The sequence below is a fragment of the Methylobacterium sp. PvP105 genome, from assembly GCF_017876975.1.
GTDB classification, from domain to species: Bacteria; Pseudomonadota; Alphaproteobacteria; order Rhizobiales; family Beijerinckiaceae; genus Methylobacterium; species Methylobacterium radiotolerans.
Genome location: NZ_JAGIPA010000001.1, coordinates 5828050 through 5843882, shown reverse-complemented (window position 1 = coordinate 5843882; position 15833 = coordinate 5828050). Strand labels below are relative to the sequence as shown.

Below are 15833 nucleotides of genomic sequence, written 5' to 3'. Positions count from 1 at the left end.
GGGCGTACCCGAGGGTCCGTCCGATCCGCGTCCTCGTCCCGAGGTGCTGCGTCGCGGCCTCGAAGGAGGCCTGCGGGGATCGCGCGGCCTGCCGGGAGGCTCTTTCGAGGCCTCCGCCACGCTTCGGCACCTCCGGATGGGGTTCGAGGCGGGCGGCGCGCTTGCGACCGATCGTCGGCTTCACGTCCTCGCCGCCCTGCTCCTCGCCGCCCCCCTCATGACCGGCTGCGTGGTCGGGCCCGACTACACCCGGCCCTCCGTGGAGACGCCGCTCGCCTACAAGCAGGGCGGCGTCCGGGAGGACAGCCCGGCCTACGTCGCGGCGCGCAGGAAGGGCTGGCGCGAGGCCCGGCCGAGCGACGCCGTCGAGCGCGGCGACTGGTGGCGGGTGTTCAAGGATCCGGCTCTCGACCGCCTGATCCGCCTCGTCGACGTCGACAACCAGTCCCTCCGGCAGGCCGTGGCGAATTACCGGCAGGCCCGGGCGCTCGTCGCCTCCGCGCAGGCCGCCCTGTACCCGACCGTGATCGGCGCGCCGAGCATCACCCGGACCGGCAGCGGCACCGCCACGCGCACCAACGTGTCGCTGCTGGGCCAGGCAAGCTGGGAGCTCGACCTGTTCGGCGGCACCCGCCGCACCATCGAGAGCGAGGCGGCCCTGGCGCAGTCCGACGCCGCCACGATCGCGCTGACCCGGCTGAGTATCCAGGCCGAGATGGCGGCCGATTACCTGACGGTGCGCTACGCCGACTCCCTCCAGAAGGTGCTCGACGAGAATGTCGAGAACTTCAAGAGAACCCTGGCGATCACCGAGAACCAGTACGCCGCCGGCGTGGCGGCGCGCTCCGACGTAATCACCGCGCAGACCCAGGTGCAGACCATCGAGGCCCAGGCCATCGCGGTGCGGCTGACCCGGGTGCAGTACGTCAACGCCATCGCCACGCTGATCGGGCGCCCGCCCTCGGAGGTGTCGATCCCGGTGGCCGGCATCCCGCGCAACCCGCCGGGCGTGCCGGTGGGCATCCCCGGCGACCTGCTGGAGCGGCGCCCCGACGTGGCCCAGGCCGAGCGCCTCGTCCAGGCGCAGAGCGAGCGCATCGGCGTCGCGGTGGCGGCCTTCTTCCCCACCGTGACGATCTCGGCCCAGGGCGGCATCTCGGGAGCGACCCGCAACGGCCTGCTCTCGGCGGCCAACCAAGTCTGGTCGGTGGCGGCCTCCGGCAGCGAGGTGCTGTTCGACGGCGGCGCCCGCACGGCGGCCCTGCGCTCGGCCGAGGCCGGCTACGACTCGGCGGTGGCCAATTACCGGCAGGTGGTGCTGGCCGCCTTCGCGGAGGTCGAGAACCAGATGGCGGCCGTGCGTATCCTCGGCCAGCAGCAGCGGGCCCAGGACACCGCGGTGGACCTGTCGCGCAAGGCCGTGGAGATCACGCTCAACGAGTACCGGGCCGGCACCCAGAACTTCACCACGGTGGTGACCGCCCAGAACCTGCTCGTGAACAACGAGGTCAACGCCCTCCAGGTGCGGCTGAGCCGCTTCACCGCGGCGGTCACGCTGATCCGGGCACTCGGCGGCGGCTGGGACGTGCGCGCCCTGCCGAGCGATTCCGAGCTGAAGGGTCCGAGCCTGCCGATCGACCGCGGCGGCCAGGCCGTCCGCCCCGACGAGTAGCGGCCGGCGGGCCGCGTGATGGTGCGGCCCGGAGCGTCCAACCCGCACCCTCGTCCTGAGCGGTGACCGTGGTCGTCGTGCAGCGGCTGGACGCTCGCGAGGTTCGCGGCGAGCCCCAGGACCGCGATCGGGATCGCCTGATCGAAGTCGATCGTCACCGCGTGCCGCAGCCGGTCGAGGCTCTCGGCGCCGATCAGCAGGACGATCGGGCCGATCAGCAGGGCGCTGGCGAAGGCGCCAGGTCGCCGAACCTGCCGATGCCGAAGCGGCGATCGTCCGCGTGGCGCCGGGCGAGGTGGTAGGCGAGCGCCGCGATGCCCAGCACCGGCGCGCGGGTCGACAAGCGCCAGCCGTCGGCGCCCAGGGCCATCGAGCCGAGGCACGCGCCGCCGACGATCCCCGCCAATCTCGCGACGGCCGCGAGGGCGGCGACCGCGCCGGTCCGGCGGCGTGGCAGATCGTGCCGGTCACCCGGGAAGGCGTGGCTGTGCGCCCTGGGCTCGACGGAGAGGGTATGCGTGCGGGGTTCCTTGATCCTAGACTCGGCGCGGCATAGCCCGAGGGGCACCGGAACGGGCCCCGCCGCGGCGGGTTGTCAGGCCGGTTTGCTGCACCGCAGTCACACGGGAGTCAGGGATGGCCGAGCCGACGACAGCCCTCAAGGACACGGCAGCCTGCGGCACGCAGCCGGCGCCGCCCTGCACGCTGGTGATCTTCGGGGCCGGCGGCGACCTGACCAAGCGCCTGCTGATGCCCTCGCTCTACAACCTCGCGGGGGCGGGCCTCCTGTCCGAGGGCTTCTCGATCCTCGGCATCGATCACAATGACGGTACCGACGAGTCGCTCCGCGAGAATCTCACCCAGACCCTGGAGGCGTTCAGCAAGGACCCGACCTCGGAGTTCCACGCCGACCACATCGACCCGAAGAGCTGGGGTTTCATCCGGGACCGGCTCCACTACCTGAAGGGCGATTTCAAGAAGCCCGAGACCTACGCGGCCGTGAAGCAGCGGGTCACCGGCAGCGCGGTGTTTTACTGCGCGGTGGCGGCGCGCTTCTTCGGGACGATCGTGGACGGGCTCGGGCAGGCCGGCCTGCTGAAGCAGGAGGGCGGAACGTTCCGCCGCGTCGTCATCGAGAAGCCGTTCGGCTCCGATCTGGCCTCGGCCCGGGAGCTGAACGCCCGCATCCTCCGCCAGGGCGACGAGAGCCAGTTCTACCGGATCGACCACTTCCTGGGTAAGGAGACCGTTCAGTCGATCATGGCGTTCCGCTTCGCCAACGGCCTGCTGGAGCCGGTCTGGCGGCGGGAATACATCGACAGCATCCAGATCACGGCGGCCGAGACCGTCGGCGTCGAGGAGCGGGGCGGCTTCTACGAGCCGACCGGGGCGCTGCGCGACATGGTGCCGAACCACATGTTCCAGCTGCTCTGCATGGTCGCCATGGAGCCGCCGAACTCCTTCGACGCGGAGGCCGTGCGCACCGAGAAGGCCAAGCTCGCCGAGGCCGTGAAGCCGATCCCGCCGGAGGACGCGGTGCGCGGCCAGTACACGGCCGGCACCTCGGAGGGGCGCGACGTGCCCGCCTACCGGGACGAGCCGCACGTCGCGAAGGATTCGGTCACCGAGACCTACATCGCCCTGAAGCTCAACATCGAGAACTGGCGCTGGGCCGGGGTGCCGTTCTACGTCCGCACCGGCAAGCGCATGACCGGGCGACGCACCGAGATCGCCGTGCTGTTCAAGCCGGCGCCGTTCAAGATGTTCGAGGACACGCCCACGGCCGACCTCGGGCCCACCGTGATGCGGATCCAGATCGATCCCGATCACGGGGTCAGCACCGAGTTCAACGTCAAGGTGCCGGGGCCGCAGATGAAGATCGGCCGGGTGCGCTCCGGCTTCCGCTACAAGGACTTCTTCGCCGACCGGCCGAATGTCGGCTACGAGACGCTGCTCTACGATTGCATGACCGGCGACGCGACGCTGTTCCAGCGCGCCGACAACATCGAGGCCGGCTGGGCGGCGGTCGATCCCCTGCTCAAGGGCTGGCCGCAGGCGGAGGTGACATTCTACCCCGCGGGCAGCGCCGGCCCGACGGAGGCCGACGCGCTGCTCGCCCGCGACGGCCGCCACTGGCTGGGACTGGACGGCGAGACCGACTGAGCGGCCCGACGACTCGCTCGAACGCGAGGGTCGGCGGTCCCGCGCCTCCCCTTCCCGAAGCGGTGCGGCCGCCTCCTGCGGCCCAGCCGTCAGTGCGCGCGCAGCGAAGCGATGCAGGGCAGCGCCACGGCGACGGGCGTCGCGCGACCCTGCACGACGCTGCGCCCGCGGTGACGGGGTTTAGGCCCTGTCAAACTGGTCGTGGCAGACGGATCGACCCGGTTGTTCGGCGGGTCGCCGGCTCATCCGCGTCTCAGCCCGACCGCCCGTAATCGCGGGCGTCCCGCGCCTGGCGGTGGAAGGTGAGCCGGCGATCGAATTCCCGCGGGTCCTTCGGCTTCACCAGGGCGCCCGGGGGCACGTTCAGCCAGTCGACCAGCCGGGTGAGCATGAAGCGGAGCGCGGCGCCCCGGCACAGGATCGGCAGGGCCGCGACCTCGGCGGCCTCCAGGGGCCGCACGGCCTCGTAGCCGGCGATCAGCGCGGCGGCCATGTCCCGGTGGAAGGTGCCGTCGGGGTCGAAGCACCACGCGTTCAGGCAGACCGCGAGGTCGTACGCGAAGGCGTCCGTGCAGGCGAAGTAGAAGTCGATCAGGCCCGACAGGGCGTCGCCGATGAAGAAGACGTTGTCGGTGAACAGGTCCGCGTGGATCACGCCGCCCGGCAGGTCCCGGGGCCAGTGCGCCTCCAGGACGGCGAGGTCCGACCGGGTGCGCGCCGCGAGGCCGGGCTCGACCGAATCGGCCTGGGCCTCCGCTTGCGCGAAGAGCGGGCGCCACGCGGACACCGAGAGGTTATTCTCCCGCACCATCGGGAAGTCCCGGCCGGCGGCGTGCAGCTCCGCGAGCGCCCGGCCGAGTTCCCGGCAATGCTCGGCGCCCGGCGCCTTGACCGAGACGCCCTCCAGGAAGCTCACGATGGCGGCGGGCCGGCCGCAGAGCTGACCGAGGGCCTGGCCGGCCCGGTCGCGCACGGGTTGCGGGCAGGCGAGGCCGCGGGCCGAGAGGTGCTCCATCAGCCCGATGAAGAACGGCAGGTCCTGTTCCCGGACGCGCTTCTCGTAGAGCGTCAGGATGTAGGCGCCCTCGGTGGTGTGCAGGAAGAAGTTCGAGTTCTCGACACCCTCCGCGATGCCCTTGAAGGAGAGCAGGCTGCCGATCGCGTAGGCGGACAGGAACTCGGCGAGCGCCGCGTCGGATACCTCGGTGTAGACGGCCACGTGTCTGCGCTCTGATGTCGGAAGTTCGATACGGCAAGGGGCGCCGAAGCGCCCCCGCACAAAGCCTGCCGCGCGCCCCGAGACCGAGGCGTCGGTCCCGCGCCGTCGACCGGACCGCCTTACTCGGCGGCCTCGCTGCGCAGCTCTCGCGGCAGCGGGAAGACCATGTCCTCGATCACCGTCGAGACCGTGTCGACCATCACGTCGTAGCGGGCCGCGAAGGCGTCGATGATCTCCTCGACCAGGACCTCGGGGGCCGAGGCGCCTGCCGTGAGGCCGAGCTTGCGGATTCCCTCGAAGGCCGGCCAGTCGATCTCCTCGGCGCGGAGCACGAGGCGGGTGATCGGGCAGCCCACCCGCTCGGCGACCTCGCGCAGGCGCTGCGAGTTCGACGAGTTCGACGAGCCGACCACGATCAGGGCGTCGACCAGCGGCGCCACCTGCTTCACCGCCTCCTGGCGGTTGGTGGTGGCGTAGCAGATGTCGTCCTTATGGGGCCCGGTGATGTTCGGGAACTTCTTCTTCAGGGCGTCGACGATGTGGCGGGTGTCGTCGACCGACAGGGTCGTCTGGGTGACCCAGGCGAGGTTGTCGGGATTGTCCGGGGTCAGGGCGGCGATCTGCTCGAGATCCTCCACCAGGGTGATCGAGCCCTTGGGCAGCTGGCCCATCGTGCCCACGACCTCGGGATGGCCGGAATGGCCGACCAGCAGCACGTGGCGGCCGCGCTTGTGGTGGATCTCGGCCTCGCGATGGACCTTGGTCACCAGCGGGCAGGTGGCGTCGATCGTGGTCAGCCCGCGCGAATCAGCGTTGGCCGGCACGGTCTTGGCCACGCCGTGGGCGGAGAAGATCACCGGGGCGCCGCCGTCCGGCACCTCGTCGAGCTCGCGGACGAACACGGCGCCCTTCCGCTTCAGGCTCTCCACGACGTACTTGTTGTGCACGATCTCGTGGCGGACGTAGACGGGCGGCCCGTAGATGGCGAGCGCCCGCTCCACGACGTCGATGGCCCGCACCACGCCGGCGCAGAAGCCGCGCGGGGCGCAGAGCAGGATCTCCAGCGGCGGCTTGCCGGCGGTGCCCGGGGCGGGCTCGGGGGTCGCGATATCGGCGGTCATGCGGGGGATGTGGCGAGGGCGGGGCTGTCCTGTCAACAGGACTGGCCCAGGAACCGGGCGGGAAGAGGGAAGCGGAGCCGCTCCGTGGCCCGTCTGTAGCACGATTGCCGCGGCAATGGGACCCGCGCCGGCCCCCTCAGAGCCGCCGGATCCCCGTCACGGCGCCGAAGCTGTGCGCCGCGATGCGGGCGACCGCCTCGGCGAGCGGCTCGGCGGCGACCGCCATGTGGTGGCCGTTGGCGTGGATCAGCGTCTCGGGATCGCCCATCAGCCCGACATGGCCGCGCCAGAAGACGAAGTCGCCCCGGCGCAGGCCCGCGAAGTCCGGGCGCGCGGGGTCGAAGGGCAGCGCCTGCCCGAGGGCCCGCTCCTGCATGTCGGCGTCGCGGGGACAGGGCAGCCCCGCCGCGTCGAGGCAGAGCTGCACGAGGCCGGAGCAGTCGAGCCCGAGGCTGGTGCGGCCGCCCCAGAGATAGGGGGTCCCGGCGAGCCGCGCGGCCGTCGCCGCGTAGTCCGGCGCGCGGGCGTCGACGGGCGCGCAGTGGCGGGCGAACACGTAGCCTCCCGGCGTCTCCAGGTAGGCGCCGGCCTCCCCCGTCGCCGCGAGGCGGGCGCCGAGGCTGAGATGGCCGAGGACCGGCCGCTTCAGGTCCGGCTCGGGATACAGGAAGGTGCGCAGGGCGGTGACGCGGTGCGTCGGCTCCGGATCGACCGGACCGAGGCTGTCGGCCGGCAGGTAGCCGACGTAGCCGTCGCGGGCGAGCTGCACGAAGGCGTAGCCGTCCGCCGCGTCGTAGAGATCGACCGCGTCGCCCAGCAGCGCCTCGGTGTCGAGCCCCGCGTCGGCGGCGGGCGCGCGGCGCAGCGGCGCCGACGGGGCGGTCACCCGCCGCGGCGTGCCGGCGACGTAGCGCGCCGCCGCGACGCGGTCCCGCAGGCGAAGATCGGCGACGTGCGGCCGGGCCGGGGTCAGCCGGGGATCGAGGCTCTCGGTCATGGGCGGATCCTACCATGCCGGGCTGAAGCGCGGGTAAGCGCGGGCCCCGCACGCCGCGCCACTATGACGCACACGGGCGCGCCCGGACCGGGACGGCCGGCATCTGCCCGCGGGATCGCCGCGAGGCCCGGTCGAACGGGCACCGAACGCCCGAGGCTGCACAAGGCCGCGGCAGCCGGCTTCGTATCCGCGTCGGCCGGACGCGAGACATGTGCGGGAGGCGCCCATCACACGTTTTTGATGCACTGCACAACCTGCCCGGAAGGCGCTATGTCTGGTGCATGAAGACTGCGAGTCGCCCCGTGAAGAAGACGCAGAAGAGCTTCGCCGACCTGCCGCCGATCCGCGTCCGCCGCGAGCCGCCCACCGTGAGCGAGGCGGTCGCCGCCGCGCAGGACCTCGCGGACGACGTCGAGCAGCAGGTCGAGATCGCCGCCGGCCTGATGGGCCTGCCGGCCGACGAGGTCCGCCCCCACGTCCTGGCGGCCAAGAAGGTCAAGCCGGAGCGCGCCCCCGAGCGGATCCTGACCCAGGCGAGCCCGAGCCGGGCGCCGCGCACCGTGGTGGTGGAGCGCCGCACGCGCCCGACCGTGGTCATCGAGCGCCGCAGCCGGCCCCTCGACCCGCGCCGCTGACGGCCCCGGGGCACCGCCCCGCCTCACCCACCGGAGGGGGCACCCGGCGGACAGACGGCCCGCCGGCCCTCGACCGCGCTCAGTCGGCGGTCTGCACCGACCACGTGGCGTGGCGGATGCCCGGCATGCGGGCCAGCGCGTTGGTCACGGCGTCGAGCTCCTCGGCCTTCACCGCGCTGGCCGTGAGCGTCGCCACCACGTCGACCGCGCTCTCGCCGCGCTCCTCGATCTCGACGCTGCCGACCGGATAGTTCGCGGCCTCCAGGCGCTCCACCAGCATGTCCTGGGCCGGCCCGGCCTCGCCGGGCGCCGTGGTGACCTGGACCTCGTAGGTCGCCTCGGTGGCGGATTCCCGGATCGGCGCGCGGTTGATGGCGTTCACCAGCGGCCGGAGCGCCGTGTTGCAGGCGAGCACCGTCACCATCACGAACACCGCCTCCAGGGGCAGGTCGGCGCCGCAGAAGGCCCCGACCGCGGCCGAGCACCACAGGGTCGCGGCCGTGTTGAGGCCGCGGACATTCATGCCCTCCTTCATGATCACGCCGGCGCCGAGGAAGCCGATGCCCGAGATCACGTAGGCCACCGTGCGGACGCCCCCGTCCGGGCCGGTCAGGCGCATGCCGAGATCCACGAAGGCGCTGGCCCCGACCGCGACCAGCACCGCCGTGCGCAGGCCCGCGGTGCGCTGCCGGTACTGCCGCTCGGCCCCGATGATCGTGCCCAGCACGAAGGCCACGAGCAGGCCGATCGCGGATTTCAGTTCTTCGGGGAGGGCGGCGTAGCTGGTCATCCACCGTCTCATGAAAGCGGGGAGGTGACGGAACCGTGACACCATGGCCCGGCCGGGACCGGAAAGCGTGTCCGAAGCGGGATTGACGGCCGCACCGGGCAGCGGGCACACCGGCAAGAGCCTGAGGATCCCTTAAGAATCCGGGACCCGGCCGAGGAGACGTGCAGGATGCAGCACACGGCCCAGGATAAGGCCCGACGGGCGGATTCGGTCCGCACCGGAACGTTCTCCGCATGAGCGGCGCCACCAGCGGCGCCCTCGCCGAACGCCGGCCCGACAGCGCGCCAGACCATGCGCCCACCGGCGCTCCCGACGCCGCCCTGCACGGCCGCGTCATGGCGCTGCGCGAGGGGCTGGAGCGCGGCCTGATCGGCAGCGCCGGCCTCGTGGAGCGCCTGCTGATCGGGCTCCTGACCGGCGGCCACCTGCTGATCGAGGGCGCGCCGGGGCTCGCCAAGACCCGGGCGGTCAAGCGGCTCGCCGACGGCCTCGACGGCTCCTTCGCGCGCATCCAGTGCACGCCGGACCTGATGCCGGCCGACCTCACCGGCACCACGGTGTGGCGCCAGGACAGCGGCACCTTCGAGTTCCTGCCAGGCCCCCTGTTCCACGCCCTCGTGCTGGTGGACGAGGTCAACCGCGCGCCCCCGAAGGTGCAGTCGGCGCTGCTCGAATCCATGGCCGAGGGGCAGGTGACGGTCTCGGGCGCGACGCACCGCCTCTCCGACCCGTTCATGGTCGTGGCGACCCAGAACCCGATCGAGCATGCCGGCACCTTCCCGCTGCCGGAGGCGCAGCTCGACCGCTTCCTCCTCCACGTCGTGGTCGACATGCCCGACGAGACCACCGAGCGGGCGATCCTCGACTTGGTGGAGGGCGAGATCACCCACCACGTCGACGCGATGACCGTGCGGCTGTCGCTCGCGGACGTGCGCGCCGCCCGGGAGGCGGCGCTCGCCACCTACGTGTCGCCGGCCCTCAAGGACTACCTCGTCCGGCTGGTCGCGGCGACCCGCACCGACGCGGCCGCCCCGGACCTGCGCGCCATGATCGAGCACCCGGCCTCGCCGCGGGGCACCCTGGCGCTGATGATGGCCGGCAAGGCCCGGGCCTGGCTGCGGGGACGCGACCACGTCACGCCCGAGGACGTCGCGGAGCTGGCCCGCGACGCCCTCTCCCACCGCATCGGCCTGACCTGGCGGGCGGCCGCCGAGGGCCGGACGGCGCGCGGCCTCGTCGGCGAGCTGGTGCAGCGGGTGCGGGCGCTCTGACGGTGTTCGGGTTCGGGCAGGCGCGCCGCAGATCCCCTCCCGCCGCCGCGGGGGAGCTTGGCCCGACCGCCGGGGCCGCCCTCCCCGCCCAGGGGTCCGGGCGGGATCGCGCCGGGCACGGCATCCACCTCTCGGGCGAGGCCCTGATGGGCCTGCGCCACCTCGCCCGGCGGGGCTCCGCGCCCGCCACCCGGACGCTGGCGGGCCTGCCCGGCGGCATCGTCACCCGGCGCCGCGGGCGCGGCTCGGAGCCGGAGGACGTCCGGCTCTGGTCCGAGGGCGACGACCGCCGGTTCATCGACCGCAACGCCACGGCCCGGACCGGGCAGCTGCACGTCCGCACCCACCACGACGAGCGCGACCGCGCCGTGGTGCTGCTCGCCGATTTCCGGCCCGCGATGCTGTTCGGCACCCGGAGGGCCCTGCGCTCGGTGGCGGCCGCCGAGGCCCTGGCGCTGCTCGGCTGGCGGGTCGCCGCCGACGGCGGCCGGGTCGGCCTCGCGGTCGCCTCGGCCGGCGCGCCGACCGTGCTGCGGCCGGCCGGCGGCGAGCGCGCCATGATCGCGGTGACCGGCGCCCTCGCCCAGGCCCACGCCGACGCGCTGGCGGCCGAGACCGGCGCGCCGACCCGCGCGGAGCCGCCCCTGGAGGCGACGCTCGCCCTCGCCCGCGGCCTGCTGCCGGCCGGCGGCCACCTCGTCATCGCCAGCGCCCTGGACGATCCCGGCCCGGGCTTCGACGAGCTCCTGACCCTGCTCGCCGAGCGGATCGCGATCCGGCTGATCCTGGTCAGCGACGCCTTCGAGCGCGCCCGGCCGCCGGGCTACTACCCCTTCGCCCTCGCGGATGGCCGCCGCGGGACCGCGCTGCCGACCGTGCCGCCGACCGTGCCGCCGACCGGGGCCGGGACGGCGGGGGAATCCGCCGAGGCCCGGCTCGCCGCCTACGCCCGCCGCGGCATCGCGGGCGTGCGCCTCGACGTCGAGACCGGCCCGGAGGCCTACGCGCCGCTCATGGAGCGCCTCGATGCGGTGCTGTGAGGCCGGACCCGGCGACCCGATCGGCGGCGCAATCCGATGAATCCCGTCGTGCCCGCCGAGATCCCCCTGTCCCTCGACCAGCTCCGGGGCCTGCACCTGCCCGGCGGCGCCGCGGGCGCCGTGCAGGGCGAGGTCGTGGCGGCGGCCGCCCTGGGCTTCCTCGCCGCCCTGCTGGTGGGGCTCGTGCGCTACGGGCGCGGCCGGGCGCGCGACACCCTGCGCCGGGCGGCGCTCGCCGAGCTCGCCCGGAGCCGCGGCCTCGGCCCGGAGGCGCGCCTCGTCGCCCAGGCCCGGCTGCTGCGCCGCCTCGACCGGTCCCTCGACCGGTCCGGCGGGGCCGGGACCGGGGCGACCGGCGCGGCCTGGGCGACGCGGCTCGACGGGCTGTTCCGGACCGACTTCTTCACCCGGGGCGCCGGCCGGGTGCTCGCCGACGGGCTGTACCGGCGGCAGGATCCCGACCTCGACGCCCTCGACGCCGCGCTCGCCCGCCTGATCGGGCGGCTGCGGGCATGAGCGGCGTCCTGCCCGCGTGGCTCAGCGCGCTCCTGTCGGCCTTCGACTTCGCCGCGCCCTGGGCGCTGCTGGCGCTGCCCCTGCCGCTGCTGGCCGCGCGCCTGATCCCCGCGGAGCCGGAGGGCGGCAGCGGCGCCCTGCGCGTGCCCGCCACCCTGGTGGCCGGGGCGCGCTCGGGCGCCGACCGCGCGGCCCGGGGCCGGCGGCGGGCCCTGCTCACCTGGACGCTCTGGATCGCCCTGGTGGCGGCCCTGTCGGGCCCGCGCCTCGTCATGCCGGCGGCCGCGCTCCCGGCCTCGGGCCGCGAGATCATGATCGCCATGGACCTGTCGGGCTCGATGGAGCGGCGCGACTTCGCCCTCGACGGCGAGACCGTGAACCGGCTCACCGCGGTCAAGCGCGTCGGCACCGACTTCATCCGGCGCCGGGCCGGGGACCGGATCGGCCTCGTGATCTTCGCCGACCAGGCCTACGTGGCGGCGGCGCCGAGCTTCGACACCGCGGCGGTCGCCCGGGCGCTGGACGAGGCGACGATCGGCATCAGCGGCCGCTCCACCGGCATCGGCGACGGCCTCGGGCTCGCCCTGCGCCGGCTGGACCCGCGGGACGCGGGGGGCGAGGCCGCGTCCGGGAGCAAGCCCGGCGAGAAGCCCGCGAAGGCCGTGATCCTGCTCTCGGACGGCGCCAACAATGCCGGCCAGACCGCCCCCAAGGACGTGGCGGAGCTCGCCCGGGAGCTGGGCATCAAGGTCTACACCATCGCGCTGGGCCCCCGCGACATGGCCGACGCCGACGGCGAGCAGGACGTGGTCGACACCGAGACCCTGCGCGACATGGCCCGGGCCAGCGGCGGCGAGGCGTTCCGGGTGCGCACCACCGAGGACCTCGTGCGGGTCGCCGACGCCATCGACCGGCTGGAGGGCGGCCGCGCCCTGGCGCCGCCCCTGCCGCTCCGCCGGGACCTGTGGCCCTGGCCGGCCGCCCTGGCGCTGCTGGCCGCCGCGGCGCTGCTCGCCAGCCGGAGGGGGGCGTGATGGTTCGTTACCGCGCCTGTCCGACCACCCCCTTGATCCCGAGGTGCGAGCGCAGCGAGCCTCGAAGGAGGGCTCCGGACGTCGCGCGTCTGGCTGGAGGGCTCCTTCGAGGCCTCCGCCGCGCTCCGGCATCTCAGGATGCGGTGGTCTGGGCGGGAGCACCCACCCGATGAGCGCCCTCGACGCCGTCGCGCTGCTGCGCCCCTGGTGGTTCCTGGCGATCCCGGTCGTCGCCCTGCTGGCGCTCCGCGCCGCGTGGCGCTCGGCGCCGCTCGGCGACTGGGCCCGGGCGGTCGACCCGGCGCTGATGGCCCACCTCGCCCGGACCGGCGCGGTGCTCGGCGGACGGCGGCAGGCGAACCGCGCCGCGGCGCTCGCGGCCGGGCTGATCGCCCTCGCGCTCACCGGCCCGGCGGTGGAGCGCGCCGACGGGCGCACCTTCCGCAACCTCGACGAGACCGTGCTCGTCGTCGACCTGTCGCGCTCGGTCACCGAGGGCGGCAACCTCCAGGGCGTCCGGCAGGCCGCCGCCGCCGTGGCGGAGGCCGCCGGCACCCGTCCGGTCGCCCTCGTGGTCTACGCGGGCGACGCCTACCTCGCCGCCTCCCCGACCACGGACCGCGACAGCCTCGGCACCACGCTGTTCGCCCTCGACGCCGACACGGTGCCGGACCGCGGCTCCCACCCCGAGCGCGGGCTGGCGCTGGCCCGCCGCACCCTCGCGGAGGCCAACGTGGTGGCGGCCGACGTGGTGCTGATCAGCGACGGCGACGGCGTCGGCGAGGCCGCCACCCGCGAGGCCCGCGCCATCGCCGAGCACGGCTGGCGGCTCCAGGCCCTGTTCGTCCCGACCGACAAGCCGCTGCCGCCCGGCGCCCCGAAGCCCGACCGGACCGCCCTCGACGCCCTGGCCCGGGCCGGCGGCGGCACGACCGCCGACATCGCGACCCCGGGCCCGGTGCTCGACGCGGTCGGGGCCGGCCTCGCCCAGCACCTCGCGGCGGGCGGCTACGGCGTCCTGGCCTACGCGGATCTCGGGCGCTGGCTGCTGCTGCTGGCGGCCCTGCCGGCCCTGCTGCTGTTCCGCAGGAGCGCGTGATGCGGAGCGCCCGATGCGGCTGACCCTCCCCGAGACCGGCCTCGCCGCCCCGCTCCGGGCCGGCCTGCCGCCGCGCTGGCGGCGTCTCGCCCGCGTCGCCGGCCTCGCCCTCGCCGGGATCGGCCTCCTGGCGCTGCTCGCGGTCTCGCAGCCCCGCACCGGCTTCGGCCGGCTGCTGATGGGCCTAGGCCTGCCGGGCCTCGCCGCGGACGTGTTCGTCGATCCGGCCTGGCGCGCCGCCGCGCTCTACGAGGCCGGCCGCTACGGGGACGCGATCGCGCTGTTCCGCGCCGGCGGCCGTCGGGCGAGCTACAATCTCGGCAACGCGCTGGCCAAGGCCGGCGACCTCGACGGGGCGCTCGCGGCCTACGACGAGGCCCTGCGCTTCAACCCCCGCGACGCCGACGCCCAGGCCAACCGCTCGCTGATCGCGCGGATGCGCGCCGAGGTGATCGACCGCGGGCCCGGCGGCGGCATCGCCAACGGCACCGCCCAGTACGGCGCCCGCTACAACAACACCGCCAATCAGGACCAGAACAACGACATCAACGCCGCCTCCAGCGGCGAGGGCCTCGCCGGCAACAAGGAGTCGAACGCCAGCGCGTCGCTGCCCGGCAACAGCAAGGTCGCGCGCCGCGGCAAGGCCGAGCAGCAGTCGATCGACGCCGGCAAGGGCCAGGCCCGGGGCTCGGCCGGCGACGCGGCCGGACGCGGCCGGACCGGCGGCGGCGCCGCCATGGTGGCCGAGGCGCCCGAGCGCGAGGTCCGCCGGGTGACCAAGAGCTTCGAGGCGCACGAGATCCGCCCGGACCGGCTCTGGCTCCAGACCCTGCCGGACGATCCCGGCCGCTATCTCAAGCTGCGCCTGCGCGCCGAGCAGACCCGCCGGGTCGAGGCCGGCACCGCGATTCCCGCCGGGAGCAACCCGTGGTGAGTTTTCTCGGGGTTTCCGGGAGGCGCGTCCGCGCCCTCCTCCTCCTCGCCCCCCTCCTCGCCCCCCTCCCCGCCCGGGCCGAGATCGAGCCGGGCGACCTCACCCTGACGGTGACCGCGGAGCTCAACGGCAACAGCGCCCCCTTCCCCCGCGAGATGGTGCTGCTGAAGATCCACGGGGTCTACAAGCAGCCGATCCTGCTCGAGGAGGTGGTGCAGCCCTCCCTCGCCAACTTCTCCTGGACGCAGCTCGGCCGCGACCACTGGAGCCGGACCAAGCTCGCCGACGGTCAGAGCGCCATCGCGTTCGACCGCACCGTGGCGGTCTTCCCGCACCATGCCGGCCAGTTCACCATCGAGCCGTTCGTCCACAAGCTCACCGTCAACGATGTCGGCGAGCGGCGGGTGGTCGAGGTCCGCTCGAAGCCGATCCCCTTCCCGGTCGCGTCGTGGACCGAGCCCACCGGCGGCCCCGACGCCAAGGAGCCCTGGTGGCTGCCCGCCAAGGACGTGGCGATCACCGACTCCTGGAGCCCGGACCCCGAGACCATCAAGGTCGGCGAGACCACCCGCCGGATCGTCACCCTGGAGGCGCAGGGCATGGTCGCCGAGGGCCTGCCGCCCCGGCCGGTCATGCGCACCCGCGGCATCATCACCTTCGCGGGGCCCGTCACCCGCGAGACCCTGCTGACGCCCTCGGGCCCCGTGGCCCGGGCCACCTACCAGTGGGACGTGAAGCCCGGCGTGCCGGAGATCATCCCCCTCGACGCGATCGCGATCCCGTGGTTCGACACCAACACCCGCACGATGCGCGAGACCGAGATCCCGGCCCGGCAGATCGGCGGCGGCCTGCCCGACCGCGACACCGAGCGGGCGCCCCCCGCGATCCCCTCGCCCCTCGTGGTCGCCGCCGCGGCGCTCGCCGCCTTCGGGCTGGGCCTCGCGCTGATCGGCTTCGGCCTCGGACGGCCGCGCCTGCGCCTCTCCGGTGCGGCGCGGCGCTCCTTACGCGCGGCGGCCCGCGCCGGCGACCCCGCCCGGTTCCGCGCGGCCCTCGACGCGGCCCTGCGGGAATCCCCCGACCTCGCCCGGACCTGGCGGGCACGGCCCGACCTCGCGGCCGCCTTCGCGGCCCTCGACCGGGCGGTCTTCGGCGCGGCGGGCGCTCCGGTCCCCGATCTCCGGGCCCTGTCCCGGACCCTGTCGCGCGCCGAGCCGGGCGAAGCCGCCGCCCCGGCGCCGGAGCGGCTCGCACCGCTCGACGGCCCGGTCCGCTGAGCGCGGCGCGGCTCCGCAGCTCGTGAAGGCGCGGGCGGGAACGCCCGCCGGGATCGTGATTTGGG

At 74.6% G+C, this 15833-nt stretch carries 15 protein-coding genes; 10 read left to right on the top strand and 5 right to left on the bottom strand.

Annotation, left to right across the window (positions count from 1 at the left end):
* Positions 1-136 precede the first annotated feature (136 nt).
* Positions 137-1672 (top strand): efflux transporter outer membrane subunit, encoded by a 1536-nt coding sequence (locus tag J3A75_RS28520; RefSeq protein WP_209650846.1) that lies wholly within the window; start codon positions 137-139, stop codon positions 1670-1672.
* A 214-nt stretch (positions 1673-1886) separates the two neighbouring features.
* Here J3A75_RS28520 and J3A75_RS28515 read toward each other — a convergent pair whose 3' ends face one another.
* Entirely contained in the window at positions 1887-2240 is a 354-nt protein-coding gene (locus J3A75_RS28515; RefSeq protein WP_199825809.1) for a hypothetical protein, read from the bottom strand.
* A gap of 68 nt (positions 2241-2308) precedes the next feature.
* Between J3A75_RS28515 and zwf the strand changes: the two genes are divergently transcribed.
* On the top strand, positions 2309-3835 hold the full coding sequence (gene zwf, locus J3A75_RS28510; protein WP_209650845.1) for a glucose-6-phosphate dehydrogenase: 1527 nt from the start codon (positions 2309-2311) through the stop codon (positions 3833-3835).
* Between the two features lie 253 nt (positions 3836-4088).
* On the opposite strand, the gene J3A75_RS28505 is transcribed toward zwf, so the two are convergent.
* From J3A75_RS28505 to J3A75_RS28495, 3 genes are all read right to left on the bottom strand, one after another.
* Positions 4089-5054, bottom strand: a complete 966-nt coding sequence (locus J3A75_RS28505; protein ID WP_024828854.1) for a homoserine kinase — start codon at positions 5052-5054, stop codon at positions 4089-4091.
* A gap of 119 nt (positions 5055-5173) precedes the next feature.
* Entirely contained in the window at positions 5174-6175 is a 1002-nt protein-coding gene (gene ispH / locus J3A75_RS28500) for a 4-hydroxy-3-methylbut-2-enyl diphosphate reductase (RefSeq protein ID WP_012321233.1), read from the bottom strand.
* Positions 6176-6311: 136 nt separating this feature from the next.
* Positions 6312-7172, bottom strand: a complete 861-nt coding sequence (locus tag J3A75_RS28495; RefSeq protein ID WP_063111479.1) for a C40 family peptidase — start codon at positions 7170-7172, stop codon at positions 6312-6314.
* Positions 7173-7474: 302 nt separating this feature from the next.
* Between J3A75_RS28495 and J3A75_RS28490 the strand changes: the two genes are divergently transcribed.
* Complete coding sequence (locus J3A75_RS28490) at positions 7475-7807, top strand: hypothetical protein (protein ID WP_024828856.1); 333 nt, start codon at positions 7475-7477, stop codon at positions 7805-7807.
* Positions 7808-7886: 79 nt separating this feature from the next.
* On the opposite strand, the gene J3A75_RS28485 is transcribed toward J3A75_RS28490, so the two are convergent.
* The gene (locus J3A75_RS28485; protein WP_053622597.1) at positions 7887-8597 is read right to left on the bottom strand and encodes an MgtC/SapB family protein; all 711 of its coding nucleotides are present in this window, start codon (positions 8595-8597) and stop codon (positions 7887-7889) included.
* Between the two features lie 233 nt (positions 8598-8830).
* On the opposite strand from J3A75_RS28485, the gene J3A75_RS28480 reads away from it, so the two are divergent.
* The 7 genes from J3A75_RS28480 (at position 8831) to J3A75_RS28450 (ending at position 15768) form a co-directional block, all read left to right on the top strand.
* On the top strand, positions 8831-9868 hold the full coding sequence (locus J3A75_RS28480) for an AAA family ATPase (protein ID WP_024828857.1): 1038 nt from the start codon (positions 8831-8833) through the stop codon (positions 9866-9868).
* Between the two features lie 146 nt (positions 9869-10014).
* The gene (locus J3A75_RS28475; protein WP_083374497.1) at positions 10015-10908 is read left to right on the top strand and encodes a DUF58 domain-containing protein; all 894 of its coding nucleotides are present in this window, start codon (positions 10015-10017) and stop codon (positions 10906-10908) included.
* A 36-nt stretch (positions 10909-10944) separates the two neighbouring features.
* Positions 10945-11424 (top strand): DUF4381 family protein, encoded by a 480-nt coding sequence (locus tag J3A75_RS28470; protein WP_059410085.1) that lies wholly within the window; start codon positions 10945-10947, stop codon positions 11422-11424.
* Positions 11421-12458, top strand: coding sequence for a VWA domain-containing protein (locus J3A75_RS28465; protein ID WP_012321226.1), 1038 nt, complete (start codon positions 11421-11423; stop codon positions 12456-12458). Before J3A75_RS28470 ends, J3A75_RS28465 begins: the two co-directional genes overlap by 4 nt.
* A 169-nt stretch (positions 12459-12627) precedes the next feature.
* Positions 12628-13557 carry a VWA domain-containing protein gene (locus J3A75_RS28460; protein ID WP_012321225.1) on the top strand — a complete coding sequence of 310 codons (930 nt, stop codon included), beginning with the start codon at positions 12628-12630 and terminating at the stop codon, positions 13555-13557.
* Positions 13558-13570: 13 nt separating this feature from the next.
* Entirely contained in the window at positions 13571-14491 is a 921-nt protein-coding gene (locus tag J3A75_RS28455; protein WP_012321224.1) for a tetratricopeptide repeat protein, read from the top strand.
* Positions 14485-15768, top strand: coding sequence for a BatD family protein (locus J3A75_RS28450; protein ID WP_024828861.1), 1284 nt, complete (start codon positions 14485-14487; stop codon positions 15766-15768). The genes J3A75_RS28455 and J3A75_RS28450 overlap by 7 nt, the downstream gene beginning before the upstream one ends.
* Positions 15769-15833: the final 65 nt, after the last annotated feature.

What these genes read in the sequence shown, in the direction of transcription:
- J3A75_RS28475 (WP_083374497.1), top strand. Translation starts at nt 10,015, where the DNA reads ATGGGCCTGCGCCACCTCGCCCGGCGGGGCTCCGCGCCCGCCACCCGG.
- J3A75_RS28455 (WP_012321224.1), top strand. Translation starts at nt 13,571, where the DNA reads ATGCGGCTGACCCTCCCCGAGACCGGCCTCGCCGCCCCGCTCCGGGCC.
- J3A75_RS28485 (WP_053622597.1), bottom strand. Translation starts at nt 8,597, where the DNA reads ATGACCAGCTACGCCGCCCTCCCCGAAGAACTGAAATCCGCGATCGGC.
- J3A75_RS28470 (WP_059410085.1), top strand. Translation starts at nt 10,945, where the DNA reads ATGAATCCCGTCGTGCCCGCCGAGATCCCCCTGTCCCTCGACCAGCTC.
- J3A75_RS28460 (WP_012321225.1), top strand. Translation starts at nt 12,628, where the DNA reads ATGAGCGCCCTCGACGCCGTCGCGCTGCTGCGCCCCTGGTGGTTCCTG.
- J3A75_RS28480 (WP_024828857.1), top strand. Translation starts at nt 8,831, where the DNA reads ATGAGCGGCGCCACCAGCGGCGCCCTCGCCGAACGCCGGCCCGACAGC.
- J3A75_RS28465 (WP_012321226.1), top strand. Translation starts at nt 11,421, where the DNA reads ATGAGCGGCGTCCTGCCCGCGTGGCTCAGCGCGCTCCTGTCGGCCTTC.
- J3A75_RS28520 (WP_209650846.1), top strand. Translation starts at nt 137, where the DNA reads ATGGGGTTCGAGGCGGGCGGCGCGCTTGCGACCGATCGTCGGCTTCAC.
- J3A75_RS28495 (WP_063111479.1), bottom strand. Translation starts at nt 7,172, where the DNA reads ATGACCGAGAGCCTCGATCCCCGGCTGACCCCGGCCCGGCCGCACGTC.
- ispH (WP_012321233.1), bottom strand. Translation starts at nt 6,175, where the DNA reads ATGACCGCCGATATCGCGACCCCCGAGCCCGCCCCGGGCACCGCCGGC.
- zwf (WP_209650845.1), top strand. Translation starts at nt 2,309, where the DNA reads ATGGCCGAGCCGACGACAGCCCTCAAGGACACGGCAGCCTGCGGCACG.